This window comes from Streptosporangium sp. NPDC050855 (assembly GCF_044456585.1).
Taxonomy (GTDB): domain Bacteria; phylum Actinomycetota; class Actinomycetes; order Streptosporangiales; family Streptosporangiaceae; genus Streptosporangium; species Streptosporangium longisporum.
Genome location: NZ_JBITFY010000039.1, coordinates 1 through 13,702, shown reverse-complemented (window position 1 = coordinate 13,702; position 13,702 = coordinate 1). Strand labels below are relative to the sequence as shown.

The 13,702-nt window shown below is 70.7% G+C and carries 9 protein-coding genes; 7 read left to right on the top strand and 2 right to left on the bottom strand.

The features are described from left to right. Nucleotides 1–137 precede the first annotated feature (137 nt). From ACIBCT_RS39355 to ACIBCT_RS39345, 3 genes are read left to right on the top strand one after another with little or no spacing between them, the layout of a single operon-like run. Nucleotides 138–863 carry an LmbU family transcriptional regulator gene (locus tag ACIBCT_RS39355; protein ID WP_399197138.1) on the top strand — a complete coding sequence of 242 codons (726 nt, stop codon included), beginning with the start codon at nt 138–140 and terminating at the stop codon, nt 861–863. A 12-nt stretch (nt 864–875) separates the two neighbouring features. Continuing rightward, complete coding sequence (locus tag ACIBCT_RS39350) at nt 876–2,795, top strand: non-ribosomal peptide synthetase (RefSeq protein ID WP_399197137.1); 1,920 nt, start codon at nt 876–878, stop codon at nt 2,793–2,795. Then, nucleotides 2,792–3,547 (top strand): thioesterase II family protein, encoded by a 756-nt coding sequence (locus tag ACIBCT_RS39345; RefSeq protein ID WP_399197136.1) that lies wholly within the window; start codon nt 2,792–2,794, stop codon nt 3,545–3,547. The genes ACIBCT_RS39350 and ACIBCT_RS39345 overlap by 4 nt, the downstream gene beginning before the upstream one ends. A gap of 2 nt (nt 3,548–3,549) precedes the next feature. On the opposite strand, the gene ACIBCT_RS39340 is transcribed toward ACIBCT_RS39345, so the two are convergent. Then, the gene (locus tag ACIBCT_RS39340; protein WP_399197135.1) at nt 3,550–4,947 is read right to left on the bottom strand and encodes an MFS transporter; all 1,398 of its coding nucleotides are present in this window, start codon (nt 4,945–4,947) and stop codon (nt 3,550–3,552) included. Nucleotides 4,948–5,068: 121 nt separating this feature from the next. Between ACIBCT_RS39340 and ACIBCT_RS39335 the strand changes: the two genes are divergently transcribed. From ACIBCT_RS39335 to ACIBCT_RS39325, 3 genes are read left to right on the top strand one after another with little or no spacing between them, the layout of a single operon-like run. After that, nucleotides 5,069–5,827, top strand: a complete 759-nt coding sequence (locus tag ACIBCT_RS39335; protein ID WP_399197134.1) for an FkbM family methyltransferase — start codon at nt 5,069–5,071, stop codon at nt 5,825–5,827. Then, nucleotides 5,824–7,056: a cytochrome P450 gene (locus ACIBCT_RS39330; protein WP_399197133.1), complete on the top strand. Its 1,233-nt coding sequence runs from the start codon at nt 5,824–5,826 to the stop codon at nt 7,054–7,056. Before ACIBCT_RS39335 ends, ACIBCT_RS39330 begins: the two co-directional genes overlap by 4 nt. 12 nt (nt 7,057–7,068) lie before the next feature. Next, nucleotides 7,069–10,374, top strand: a complete 3,306-nt coding sequence (locus tag ACIBCT_RS39325) for an amino acid adenylation domain-containing protein (RefSeq protein ID WP_399197132.1) — start codon at nt 7,069–7,071, stop codon at nt 10,372–10,374. A 286-nt stretch (nt 10,375–10,660) separates the two neighbouring features. Here the strand turns inward: ACIBCT_RS39325 and ACIBCT_RS39320 are convergent, their stop codons facing one another. Further along, complete coding sequence (locus ACIBCT_RS39320; RefSeq protein ID WP_399197131.1) at nt 10,661–12,598, bottom strand: B12-binding domain-containing radical SAM protein; 1,938 nt, start codon at nt 12,596–12,598, stop codon at nt 10,661–10,663. A 173-nt stretch (nt 12,599–12,771) separates the two neighbouring features. Between ACIBCT_RS39320 and ACIBCT_RS39315 the strand changes: the two genes are divergently transcribed. After that, nucleotides 12,772–13,539, top strand: a complete 768-nt coding sequence (locus ACIBCT_RS39315) for a hypothetical protein (RefSeq protein ID WP_399197130.1) — start codon at nt 12,772–12,774, stop codon at nt 13,537–13,539. The last annotated feature ends 163 nt before the right edge of the window (nt 13,540–13,702 follow it).

The following is a 13,702-nucleotide window of genomic DNA, read 5'->3' as shown; positions in this document are numbered from 1 at the left end:
CCTGCTCCCGCCATTCCTTTGTACCTTGGGACGACGATCCGAAAATTACTCATGATCAAGAGTGCGCTTTTGAAAACGGCGGGTAAGGTACCGGCCTGACTCACTCCAAGTGCACAGAAATCCGGAGGAACAGTCGCATGCAGGTGCTCTCCCCCCACCGAGAGGCGAACCGTAACGCTCCGCCCTCCTGTAACGACAGAAAGCCCGTCCCCAGCCCCCGCCCTCCTTCCCCGCAGGGCTCCAAGCTGGCTCTGGACGCGTCCGCGAAGCCGAGGCGGACAGGCCTGCAGCTCCCGTCGAGCCTTCCCTTCGACACGTGGCGGCGCATCGGGCACCAGATCTCCCTCATCGCCGACTCCTCCTCCTGGTGGCTCGGCGACTGGCTGGTCTACGGCGAGAACGAATACACCGACCGCTACAAGAGGGCCGTGGAGGAGAGTTCCCTGGACATTCAGACCCTGCGCAACTACGCCTGGGTCGCGCGGCGATTCCCGGTATCCCGCCGGCGGGATAAACTCAGCCTTCAGCACCACGCGGAAGTGGCGGCTCTTCCCGAGCACGAGCAATCGCTGTGGCTCGACCGCGCGGAGCGTTTCAACTGGTCCAGGAATCGTCTGCGCAGCCAGATCAAGGCGCACCGTGCCGCCGCCCTCGCGGCGTCGGGCCGGGCCGCCGAGGCCGCCAAGGCCGCCAAGGAGAAGGCCGTCATCCACATCGACGTCCCGGTCGACCAGGAACAGTGCTGGCGTGACGCCGCCCGCCGGATGAACCGCAGCGTGGAGGAGTGGGCCAGGCTCGTCCTCAACCAGGTCGCCACCGGCCAGATCCCCGCTCGCGGGATCCTCGAGGCCAAGGCCGGCTGAACGGAGGAGCAGGTGGCCGCCGTCCACACGTTGTTCGAAGAACGGGCGGTGCGAGCCCCCAACGGGACGGCCCTGGTCTCCGGGGCCGTCCGCCTGACCTACCGGGAGCTCGACGCCCGCGCCAACGGCCTCGCCCGGTCGCTCCTGCGGCGCGGCGTCGGTCCCGAGACCCTGGTCCCCCTGCGACTGGACCGCTCCCCCGATCTGCTCGTCGCGCTGCTGGCCGTCTTCAAGGCCGGCGGCGCGGCGGTGCTCCTCGACCCCGCCTGGCCCGAGGACCGCGTCGCCGCGGTCCTCGACGGCTGTCCCGTGGTGATCGACGGCCCCTGTGGCGCCGAGCCCTCCGCGGAGGGCCCCGGCGTCCCGGTGCACGAGGACCAGCTGGCGTACGCGGTGCACACCTCCGGGTCGACGGGCCGCCCCAAGCTCGTCGGGGTGACCCACCGGGCGATCGTCCACCGGGTCGCCACCCACGCCGAGGCGTACCGCATCACCCCCGCCGACCGGTCCAGCTGGCTGGCTCCCCCGGCCTCGTCGGTGTCGGTGGTGGAGCTGTGGCCCTACCTGTGCTCCGGCGCGAGCGTGCACGTCGCCGACGCGGCGACCGCGGGCTCGCCGCCCGAGCTGCGCGACTGGATGGTGGCCTCGGGCATCACCCGCGCGTACGTGAACATGCCGCTGGCGGAGCTGCTGTACGGCCTGCCGTGGCCCGGGCGGACGGCGCTGCGGCTCATGACGGTCGGCAGCGACGCGGTGCGCGTGTGGCCCTCGCCGGACCTGCCGTTCGAGGTCGCGGTGGAGTACGGCTCCGCCGAGGCCAACGGTGTGACGAGCTGCCTGGTCCCGCTGGAGGACCGCTGCACCTCGGTCACGGCCGGCGAGGCCGACAGGCGCGCCCGTCCCCCCATCGGGCGGCCCTGGCCGGACGTCGGCGCCGGCGTGCTGACCGCGGGGCTGGAACCGGTCGCCCGGGGAGAGGTCGGCGAGCTGTTCGTCTCCGGGCCCGAGCTGGCCCGGGGCTACCTGGGCGAGCCGGCCCGCACCGCCGAGCGCTTCCTGCCCGACCCCTCGGGCGGGGGCGGCCGCGTCTACCGGACCGGGGACCTGGTGCGCGAGCGGCCGGACGGGCGGCTGGAGCACCACGGCCGCGTCGACCAGCAGGTCAAGATCCGCGGCCACCGGGTGGAACCGGCGGAGGTGGAGGCGGTGCTGCTGGACCATCCGTCGGTGCGCGAGTGCGTGGTGAAGGGCGTGCCGGGCCCGGGCGGCGACCTGAGGCTCTGCGCCTACGTCGTGCACGACACCGCGCTCCCCCGCGACCGCGACCTGGGGAGCACCGGGAGCCCGGGGGGCCCGCGGAGCCCGCGGAGCTCGCGGAGCTCGCGGAGCTCGGGGGGCTCGGGGGGCGGGGAGCTGCGCGCGTTCGCCGCCGCCAGGCTGCCCGGCCCGATGGTGCCGACCGTGTGGGTGCCGATGGAGCGGCTGCCGCTGAACTCCAGCAACAAGGTGGACCGTCTCGCGCTGCCCGCACCCACCTGGGGCGGCGAGCACCGGCCGGACTCGGACACCGGACGGGACTCGGACAACGGGCGGGACGCGGACACCGGCGCGGGCCGGACGGCCGGGCAGGACCCCGGCGGGACGGCCGGGCACGCCGGCGGGACGAACGGGGCGCACCCGGACGCGGCGGCCGGTGAGGGTGCCGACCCGGTGACCGCGGGGGTGCTGGAGCTGTGGGAGCAGGAGCTCGGCGCGCCCGGCGCGCTGGGCGACCACTTCATCCGCTCCGGCGGCGACTCCCTGGCGGCCACCCGTCTCGTCGACCGGATCGGGAGCCGCTACGGCGTGCGGATCCGGCTGCGCGACTTCCTGAAGGCGCCGACACCAGAGACCCTCATCCGGAACATCAGGGCGGAAGGAAGTACGAGATGACCGAGAGGAAGCGGAGGAAGAGCCGCCCCACCTGGCTGCTGCGCACCCCCGACCCCGACGCGCGGGCCCGGCTGTGGTGCCTGCCGTACCCGGGGGCGGGGGCGTCGATGTACCACGGGTGGCCGTCCGAGGTGGACGGGATCGAGCTGTGCCCGGTGCAGCTGCCCGGCCGGGAGAACCGGCTGCGCGAGCCGTTGTTCGACAGTTACGCCTCCGTCGCGGCCCAGATGCTGGAAGGGCTGGAGCCCTACCTGGACCGGCCGTTCGGGTTCATCAGCCACTGCGGCACGGTCTTCATCGGCTACGAGGCGACGCTGCTGCTCATGGAGCGCGGCGGGCCGCTGCCCGGCCACCTGTTCGCCTCCTCGATGGTCCCGCCGCACCGGGCGTCGTGGCCGAGCATCCTCAAGCTGGACGAGGAGCAGGTGGGCGCGCTGGTGTCGGACCTGATGCGGGCCCGCGGCGCCGAGCCGCTGCCCGAGCTGGTGGAGATGGCCGCGGGCGTCATGCGCGCGGACGTGGCCGCCTACGGCCGCTTCGACAAGACCGACCCGGTGGAGCTGCCCTGCCCGATCACCGCCATCGGCTGGTCGGGCGACACCCAGATCCCGCCGGAGCAGATGGGCGGCTGGGAGTCCTACGGCGAGACCCGCTACACCGTGCTGGACGGCGGGCACTGGAGCTATCTCCAGGCGCCCGCCGCCCTGCTGGACGAGATCGCGCGGAGCATGTCCGCGCGGATCCCGGGGTGACCTCAGTCCTTCACGTCGTCGTCCTCGTGCCCGCCGGGCCTCGTCCCGGCGGGCTTCTCCGCGGGCTTCTCCGCGGGCTTCTCCGCGGGCTCGGGGACGTCGTCCTGGAGCATCTCGGCGTCCTCCAGCCTGCGCAGGTTCGGCACCGGCGACAGGAACAGCAGGATGATCCAGGGCAGCAGGAACGCGGCCCCGGCGTAGATCGCGGGCTTGACCCCGATCAGCTCGCCCAGCACGCCGGCCAGCATCGCGGCCAGCGGCAGGATGCCGAGGTAGACGGCGCGGCTCGCGCCGATGACCCGGCCCCGCAGGTGGTTGGGGATGACGTACTGGAAGAGGGTGAGCTGGCCGATGTTGCCGGCCACCACGCCGAACACCGTGACGAACCAGATCACCGAGAACAGGATGATCTGCAGCCACTGCGGGCCGGCCACGAACGGCGTGAGGCACAGCACCCGGAAGGCGATCAGGGCGGTCATGATGCCGCGCCCGTAGCCGACCTTCTCGAACAGCTTGCTCGCGAAGACCGCGCCGACGACGCCGCCGATGCTGCCGACGGCGTAGATGAAGCCGATCCAGGTGCCCGACATGCCGAGCTCCCTGGAGGCGTACAGGATGAACAGGGTCAGGATCATCATCGACCCGAAGTTCGCCCCGGCGGAGTTGAGGATCAGCGGCCGCGCGTAGTCGTTGCGGTAGGTGACCCTCAGGCCGTGCTTGATGTCGTGCAGCATCGCCGCGACGGCGCCTCGCCCGCCGTTGTCCTGGCGCTCCACGGGCGGCTCGACGTGGCGGATGCGCGAGAGCGCGAAGGCGGAGACGAGGAAGGAGATCGCGTCTCCGAGCATCACGTACGCCGGCCGGAACAGGTCGATGAGCACGCCACCGGCGCTGGAGCCCGCGATGGCGCCCACCGACTCGGTCGCCGCCATCCGGCTGTTGCCGTCGACGAGCTGCTCCTCGCTCAGCAGGGTCGGCATGTAGGCGGCGTAGGCGATCTCGAAGACCACCGAGAGCCCGCCGACCACGACGGCGACCACGTAGAGCACCCACATGTCCATGAACCCGACGAAGGCCGCGATCGGGATCAGGGCCACCACCAGGGCGCGGCCGATGTCGGAGCCCACCATCAGGGGTCTGCGGCGGTAGCGGTCGATGAGCACACCGGCGATCAGCGTGAGCAGGAGCGCGGCGATCGTGCGCATGGTGTTAAGGAGGCCGACCTCGAAGGAACTGGCCTGCAGCATGAGGATCGCGGTCAGCGGAAGCGCCAGGGTCGTCAGCTCGGAGCCGAGGACCGAGATCGACTGACCGGCCCAGAGCCGGTTGAAGTCGGGGTTCCGCCAGAGAGAGGGCGGCTTTTCCTCCGGCGCCCTGACTTCCGTTCTCTGAGTGTCCATAAGATCGTTCCGTCCTTGTCGGGTTTCACCTCTGGTTGACTGAGATAGGGATTTTGTTAAGGGTGATGATATGCGAAATCACTCGAGAGGCACACTGGAAAACAAACATCGGGTACGCCAGATGACCCTCCCCGACGGTCATGTGGTATTCCAGGTCAATCCGGCCGAGACCAGCCTGCAGTATCGCAGCATCGTGGGCGACAGAAGCTACTTCAGGCATGACGTGCGCCTTGAGCCCGGAATGACGGTCTTCGACGTGGGCGCTAACATCGGAATCGCGGCCCTGGCGTTTCATTGGGAATGTCCGGGCACGCGGATTCTCGCCTTCGAGCCCGCCAGGCCGCTTTACGACGCGTTGTGCGCGAATCTGGCCGCGCACGGCCTGAACGCCAAGGCGTTCGACTGCGCGCTCTCCAGTGCCCCGGGAACGGCCGTTCTCACCGTCTATCCGGAGACGACCGCGATGTCGGGAATGTACACCGACGCCGACCACGACGCCGAGGTGACCAGGACGTTCCTGGCCAACAGCGGTTTCGCCCCCGAGGACGTGGCCGACATGGCGCAGGGCAGGCACGTCACGGAGGAGCAGGAGTGCCAGGTGCGCACGATATCCGAGGTCATGGCGACCGAGGGGGTCGACCGCATCGGACTGCTGAAAATCAACGTCGAGAAAGCCGAATGTGATGTCCTGGACGGAATCGCACCCGGCGACTGGAAGGCGATCGACCAGATCGTCATGCAGGTCCACGACATCGGCGGAAGGCTCGCGTCCGTGCGCGACGACCTCACCGGCCGTGGATTCCAGGTCGACATCGGCCAGGACCCCCTGCTGAAGGACACGGACATCTTCGACGTGTACGCACGGAGGAATGCCACATGACAGTGGACACAGCCATTGATCTGAACGAACTGGACCTGGCCGACCCCGACATCTACACGGCTCCGGACTCCGGTCTCGGCGTCCTGCATCATCTGCAGGAACATCAGCCGATGTTCTGGAACAAGAGGTCCGGCGGGCCGAGCTTCTGGGCGTTCACCAAATACGCCGACGGGGTGGCCGTCTATCTCGACAAGACGAATTTCACCTCCGAGCGGGGCATGCAGGTGGGGCAGACCGAGTCCGCCGCCCGCGCCGCCGCCGGCAAGATGCTCATCGTCACCGACGGCCGGCACAGCCAGCTGCGCGACGTGATGAACCCCGCGCTCACGCCCCGGGTGGTGCGCCGCCTGGAGAGCGCGATGCGCGAGACCGTCGGCGGGATGCTGGAGGAGAACGCCGCCAAGGACTCCTTCGACTTCGTCGACACGGTGGCGGGCAGGCTCCCGCTGTCGGTCATCTGCGAGCTGCTGGGCGTGCCCCGCTCCGACTGGGACCTGATGATCCAGTGGACGCGCACCGCGTTCGGCTCGGCCACCTCCGACGACATCATCTCCGACGCCGAGAAGGCCGAGGCCAACGCCAACATCTTCGCCTACTACGCCGACCTGCTCGCCGAGCGGCGCCGCGACCTCGGCGACGACGTGATCAGCGTGCTGATCCGCGGGAAGATCGACGGGATCCCGCTCACCGACGAGGAGATCCTGCTCAACATCAACGGCCTCATCACCGGCGGCAACGAGACGACCCGGCACGCCTCGGCGGGGGCCGTCATCGCCCTGGTGGAGAACCCCGACGAGTGGACGCGGCTGCGCCGGGACCCCTCGCTCATCCCCACCGCCGTGGAGGAGGTCCTGCGCTGGACCGCCCCCAGCCTGAACGTCATGCGCACCGCGATACGGGACACGAAGATCGGGGACCAGGCCATCCGGGCCGGTGAGCGCGTCAGCGTGTGGCACCCGGTCGTCAACCGCGACGAGGACGCCTTCCCCGACGCGCGCCGTTTCGACGTCGGGCGCACCCCGAACAGGCACCTCACGTTCGGCCTCGGCAAGCACCTGTGCATCGGCGCTGCCCTGGCCAGGTTCGAGCTGCGCGTGCTGCTGGAGGAGCTGACCGCCCGGGTGGCCCGCATGGAACTCACCGGACCGGTCAAGCGGCTGCGCTCGAACCTCATGTGGGGCGTCGACCGCGTCCCCGTCCACCTCGAACTCGACCACGCCGGGCACTGATTGGAGCACCACATGCCGGACAGCAGAACCGCACCGTCGCCGACACAGGAGACCCGCTGGAGGCCGCGGGGGGCCACGGCCCCCGGTGACCGCACCGATCAGGTCACGCTCGCCGCGCGGCTGCGCGGGCCGCTGGACGAGAAGGCCCTGACCGCCGCGCTGGAACACGTGCTGGAGGCACGCCCGGACCTGCGCGCGGCACCGCCAGACGGCTCCGGGGAGTCCCGGCCCGTCACCGTCCCGCCGCCCGTGGAACTCGGCAGGCACGACCCCGGCCGCCGCGAGGAGGCGCTCGCGCGGCTGGTCGCCGAGCAGACCAACCGGCCCCTCGACCCCGTCGCGGGCCCGCCGGTCCGGGTCGCCACGGCCCGGCTGGCCGACGACGACCACGCGCTCGTCGTGACGGCGCACCGGACGGTGGCCGACGAGCGCGTGCTGGCCGGTCTCGCCGGCGAGATCTCCCGGGCGTACGAGAGGCCGGAGGGCACCGCGGACGCCGCCGGCTCCCCCGCACCCCGGACCGCCCCGCACACGCAAGAAGGCGCAGGGGACGGCCACGCGTCCCCGCACACGGGAGAAGGCGCGGCAGAGGGCCACACGTCCTCCCGCGCGGAAGACAGGACGGGAGACAGGGCGGGAGACAGGTCGGAAGACGGCGCGGGAGACGACGCCGACCTCGCCTACTGGCGCGAGCGGCTCGACGGCACGCTTCCCGTCCTCGACCTGCCCGCCGACCGGAGCCGTCCGGCCGTGCCGGGCTTCACGGGCGCCCGGGTGACCTTCACCGTGCCGCCGGAGACGGCCGCGCGGGCCGAGGCGCTGGCGCGCGAGGCCGGATGCGGCGCCGTCGGCCAGGCGGCGCGGGCCGTGGCACCGGCCCGGTGGCCGGAGCAGAACGGGGACGCCGCACCCGCCGCGGACGCCACGGACGCCGCGACCGACGGCACCGGCACCGATACGAGGGCCGTCGCGCTGGCGGCGTGGGCCGTCGCGCTGTGCCGCTGGTCGGGACAGGACGAGGTGGTGATCGGCGTTCCCGTGCCGGTCGCAGACCGCGCCCCGGTGTTCCCGATCCGCGTCGGCTGTGACGGCGACGCGTCGTTCGCCGAGATCGTCGCCCGGGTGCGCGACGCGCTGGACGAGGCGGCCGCGCACGGCTCCTGCCCGGCCCACCGGTTCGCCGGGGAACTGGGCCTGGACGCCTCCAGCGGCGTGCACCCGCTCTACCAGGCCGAGTTCGACCTGGCCGTTCCGGCCTGGAGCGCGCTGCGGCTGCCGGGCGTGCGGACCTCGCAGCTGGTGGCCGACCGCTTCCCGCTCGCCTCGGACCTGGCGCTGGTGCTGGTGCCGGGCTCGCTGGAGGGCGAGGTGCGCTACGGGCTCGACCTGTTCGACGCGTCCAGCGCGCGGACCAGGGCCGAGCAGTACGTCACGCTGCTGTCCCACGCCGTGCGCGACCCCGCCTCGCCCGTCTCGCGGCTGTCGCTGCTGGACGCGGAGCAGCGGCGGCTCGTGGTCGAGGAGTGGAACCGCACCGAGACCCCCTTCGACGAGGAGGCGTGCGTCGGCGCCCTGTTCGAGGTGCGGGCCGCGGCCGCCCCGGACGCGCTGGCGGTGATCGCCGGCGAGCACCGGCTGACCTACGGCGAGCTGGACGAGCGCGCCAACCGGGTGGCCCACCGGCTGATCCGCGAGGGGGTGCGGCCCGGTCACGTGGTCGGCTCGATGACCGGCCGCTCGGCCGAGGCGCTCGTGGCCTTCCTCGGCATCGTCAAGTCCGGTGGCGTCTACCTGCCGCTGGACCCGGCGCTGCCCGCCGACCGGCTCGGCTACATCCTCGACGACAGCGGCGCGGGGCTCGTCCTCACCGCGGCCGGGCACTCCGGGCGGGTGCGGGGCGACCGGGTGCGCACGATCGAGCTGGACGGCGAGTGGCGCACGATCGAGGCGGAGGAGCCGGGCACGAGCCCCGGTGTGACGCCCGTCCCCGACGCCCCGGCGTACCTGATCTACACCTCCGGCTCGACCGGCCGGCCCAAGGGGGTGGAGGTCCCGCACCGGGGCGTGAGCAACCTCGCCTCCACCCTGTCCAGGGAGTTCTCGCTGACGCCCGACGACCGGGTGGCGCTGTTCGCCTCGCTCAGCTTCGACGCGTCGATCTGGGAGATCACGATGGCGCTGCTGAACGGGTCGGCGCTGTGCGTGCTGGACCCCTCGGCCATGACGCCGCAGGAGACGGCCCAGCTCATCAGCGAGCAGAAGGTGACCGCGGCCACGTTCCCGCCGACGTTCCTCAGCACGCTGAGGGGCGACGAGCTGGGCACGGTCAGGCTCATGGTCGTCGCGGGCGAGCAGTGCCCGAACGGGCTGGTGCGGACCTGGGCGCCCGGCCGTACGTTCGTCAACGCCTACGGGCCGACCGAGACGACCGTGTGCGCCACGATGGGCACGTGCGACCCCGCCGCGGCCTACGCCCCGCCGATCGGCCGCCCGCTGGCCAACTTCCGCACCTACGTGATGGACCGCTGGCTCAACCCGCTCCCGGCGGGCGTGCCCGGGGAGCTGTACGTCGGCGGTACCGGCCTGGCGCACGGCTACCGGGGCAAGCCGGGCCTGACCGCGCAGTCGTTCATGCCCGACCCGTACGGCCCTCCCGGGGCGCGGCTCTACCGCACCGGCGACCTGGTCCGCTACCTGCCCGACGGCCGGCTGCAGTACGTGGGCCGGGTCGACCAGCAGGTGAAGATCCGCGGTTTCCGGGTGGAGCTCGCCGAGATCGAGGCGGCGATCACCCGCTACCCGGGCGTCCGCGAGGCCGCGGTCGTCGTGCGCGACGACCGGCTCGTCGCCTACGTCGTGCTCGACGACGCCTCCAGGATCCTCGCCGACCGGAGCGGCCTGACCGGCGAGCTGCACCGGTTCCTGCAGGGCTCGCTGCCGACGTACATGCTGCCCTCCTCGTACGTGACGCTGGACGCGATGCCGCTGACCTCCTCGGGCAAGGTGGACCGCCAGGCGCTGCCCGAGCCCGGCCTGGCCGGCGGGGGCGGTGACGACGACTTCGACGCGCCGCAGACCGACACCGAGCAGACGATCGCCGAGATCTGGGCCGAGGTGCTCAAGCTCAAGCGGGTCGCCCGGGAGGACGACTTCCTGGAGATCGGCGGCCACTCGCTGGTGGCCGCGCAGGTGATCACCCGTGTGCGGGAGACGTTCGAGGTGAACGTGCTGATCCGGGTGCTGTTCGAGAACCCGGTGCTGGCCGACTTCGCCGAAGCGGTGGACGCGGCCCGCGCCAAGGCCGGGGCGACGGTCTGAGCGGGCCGTCGGTGCAGATCGGAGGGTGGCGGGCATCCCGCCTGGCGGGATGCCCGGCACGGCCCGGCGGGACGCCCGCCACCGGGACGGGACCGGGGTACGCACCCGTGCGACACCCCCGGCCGTGACGGCACCGCCGGAACGGCCGCGCATGACGAGGGCCCGTGAGGATGATCCTCACGGGCCCTCGTCATGCGCGGGGACACCGTGGCCGAGCGGGAGCACCGGGACCGGGCGGAGACACCGGGGCGCCGGGCTCGGCGGGGCCGGGCGGGGGTGGCGTGGCTCAGCGGGGGCCGGGCAGCGCGGCGACCTCGGACACGGGGCGCCAGGTGGGGAGGTACTCCCGCAGCCGCAGCACCATGCCCTGGCAGTAGGAGGCGTTGTGCTCCAGGCTGCGCTCGGGCATGTAGGGCAGCTTGCGCCCGCGCGGGTGGTCGAGCTCCAGGCGGGTCAGGCGCTCCTGGCCGGCGTCCAGGCCGGTCACGTCGAGGTCGATGAGCAGGGCGGCCAGGTCGGCCGGCATGTCGACGACGGACGTCGTCCTGCCCCGCGACCCGGCGCGCGACTCGACGCCCAGCTCGGTGAAGTCGTAGCGTGGGGGCGTGGGCTTGGCCAGGTAGATGTAGGGCCTGGCCAGCAGGTCGAGCTCGAAGGCGGCCCGGGCCCCGGGGTCCTCCCACCACGACTGGCCGCGGGCGAAGTCGACGAGCAGCCCGTCGAACTCCTCGCGGTGCGAGTGCAGGACGAGGTGCGCGACCATCCCGAAGTTATGGAAGTCGTAGTTCCACAGTTTCTTCACCGAATCGCGGAAGAAAGTCGCGATCTCGGTGTCGGTGCGACTCTCGAAATAGGTCGCGGCGTCGGTGAAGAAGTCTTCCAGGCGCCTGATGCCCGACCTCTCCAGGTAATTGGCGAGGTAATACAGGCCGCGCAGGTTGTACAGCGAGTGGACCGCGTAGTAGAACCATGTGCCGCGCTCGTACTCCTCGCGGTTGACCCAATTCGTGCCGACCACGACATCGGCCTCGGTGACATCACTGGGAACGCGTTCCACCTTCACGCCGAGAAGGTCCCTCTTGGCGTAGATCGAGGTGTTGTGGAGAAGGAGCTGCGGATAGACGATCAGCGTGTCGGCGCGCAGCCGGCACAATTCCGCGATTCCTTCCTTGTAGGAGTCGAGGGTTTCTCCGGGAAGTGGCCAGATCAGCTCGATGTAGGAACTGATGCGCTTCTCCCGGAGCGTCTTCTGCAGTTCGGTGTAGGTGGCGGGCTTGATGTTGGAGCGGTCGACGAGGTCGAGGGTCTTCGAGCTCATCGACTGCAGCGAGATGGGCTGGCTGGTCAGCAGGCCGCCCTGGACGAGGATCTCGGTGATCTCGGCCATGCGGTCGGGCTTGTTCTTGGCCGCGGCCATCGAGACCATCACCGGATAGCCGTTCTGCTCGCTGCACTCCACCAGGTGGCGGGTCAGCTCCACGTCGCGCGGGGCCATGCCCCAGTTGGCGTCCGCGATGAAGATCGACACGAAGTTGTTCTTGCTGATCCAGGTGATGTCGTCGCGGACGCGCTGGTCCTCGAACTTGTGCACCTTGTCGTTGGTCGCGGCGCCCCAGAAGCAGAAACCGCAGCTGAACGGGCATCCCCGGTTGGTCTCCAGGATGGCGGTGGTGTACTTGCCCTCCTCGAAGACGCCGGAGGTGAAGGGCGAGGGGACCTCCATCAGGTCACGGACGCGCGCGGCGGCCTCGGTGGTGACGAGCTCACCCGCCCGCCAGAAGCTGATGCCGTCGACCTCCTCGAACCGGGGGGCGCCGCTGAGCACCTGGCGCAGGTACTGCACCATCGTCTTCTCGCCCTCGCCGTTGCAGACGACGACGTTCTCCTGCTCGGGGGCGACGTACTCGTGGGCGTGCTGCATGACCTGCGGGCCGCCGAGGATGAACTGGGCGTCGGGGAGCCGCTCGTGCAGCGCGGCCAGCACCGAGCGCGCGAAGCCGATGTTCCAGATGTAACAGCTGATCGCGTACACGTCGCTGCGTCTGGCGAGCAGTTCTTCGATCACCTCCCCCTTGTCGGCGGACACCGGGGCGGAGTAGATCTCGAAATCACATCTCGGTCCCACCTCCGGGTCCTGTTGCGCGTAGGCCTGCATGTAGCCGGAGGCGAGGGGCAGGATGGCCTCGAATGCGGACAGCTCGACGAATGTGACTTTGGTGTTCATGACGCTCGTCCTTGCGTAGTCTGAGTAATCGCTGAAGCCGCTCGGATCGAATTGGCTCATGCTTTCACAGAGGACCGCGGCGAACAACGGCGCCATTTGCGTCCGACGGCCGCGTGTTACGCTCCTGGAAACCTCGATGAACACGGGCTCGATAACCACGGAGGAGAAATCGCATGCCGACTCCCAACTACGAGACCGGCCTCGGGACGCTCTCGCTCGACGACCGGATAGCGGAGCATCTCGAAAAGACCTTTCACGATCCCTGGGAAATTCGGAAGCTCTCCCATGATTTCCGCAGGAACGGCTACGTCAAGCTGCGGAACCTGGTCTCGGACGAGATCAAGGACCTCGTCTCGGACGAGGTGCACCGGCTGCTCGATCTGCACGCGCGCCGGATCGACATCAACCTCAAGGAGACCAGCAACTCCCCGCGGAAGATGAGCACGGTCAGCCAGCAGTCCATCGCCCGCGACAGCACCCTGATCCCGGAGATCTACGAGTCCCCCGCGATCAAGGGCTTCCTGAGCAGGCTGGCCAACGAGCCGGTCGTCAACTGCCCCTGGGACGAGGAGAAGTACGTCATCATCCGCCAGGAGAAGCAGGGCGACACCCACGGCTGGCACTGGGGGGACTTCAGCTTCACGGTCATCTGGATCCTGGAGGCGCCGAGCAGCGAGTACGGCGGCATGCTCCAGTGCGTCCCCCACACCCACTGGGTGAAGGACGACCCTCGGGTCCACGACCACCTCATCAAGCAGCCGATCAGCACGTACGCCCACCAGACCGGCGACATCTACTTCCTGCGCTCCGACACGACGCTGCACCGCACGGTCCCGCTCTCCGAGGACCGGACGCGGATCATCCTCAACACCTGCTGGGGCAGCGAGTCCGACGCCAAGAAGGAGAAGTCGCACGAGACCATGGAGGCGATGTTCAGCTGACCGGCGACGAACCGGGGGATCACGGGGACCCAGGGGCCTGGGAGACGCGGGAGATCCGGGGAGGACGCGGAAAGGGGGGGGGGGGGGGGGGGGGGGGGGGGGGGGGGGGCGGCGGGGGGGCCCGCCCCCGCGGGGGGGGGGGGCCCGGCCGCCGGGGGGCCGC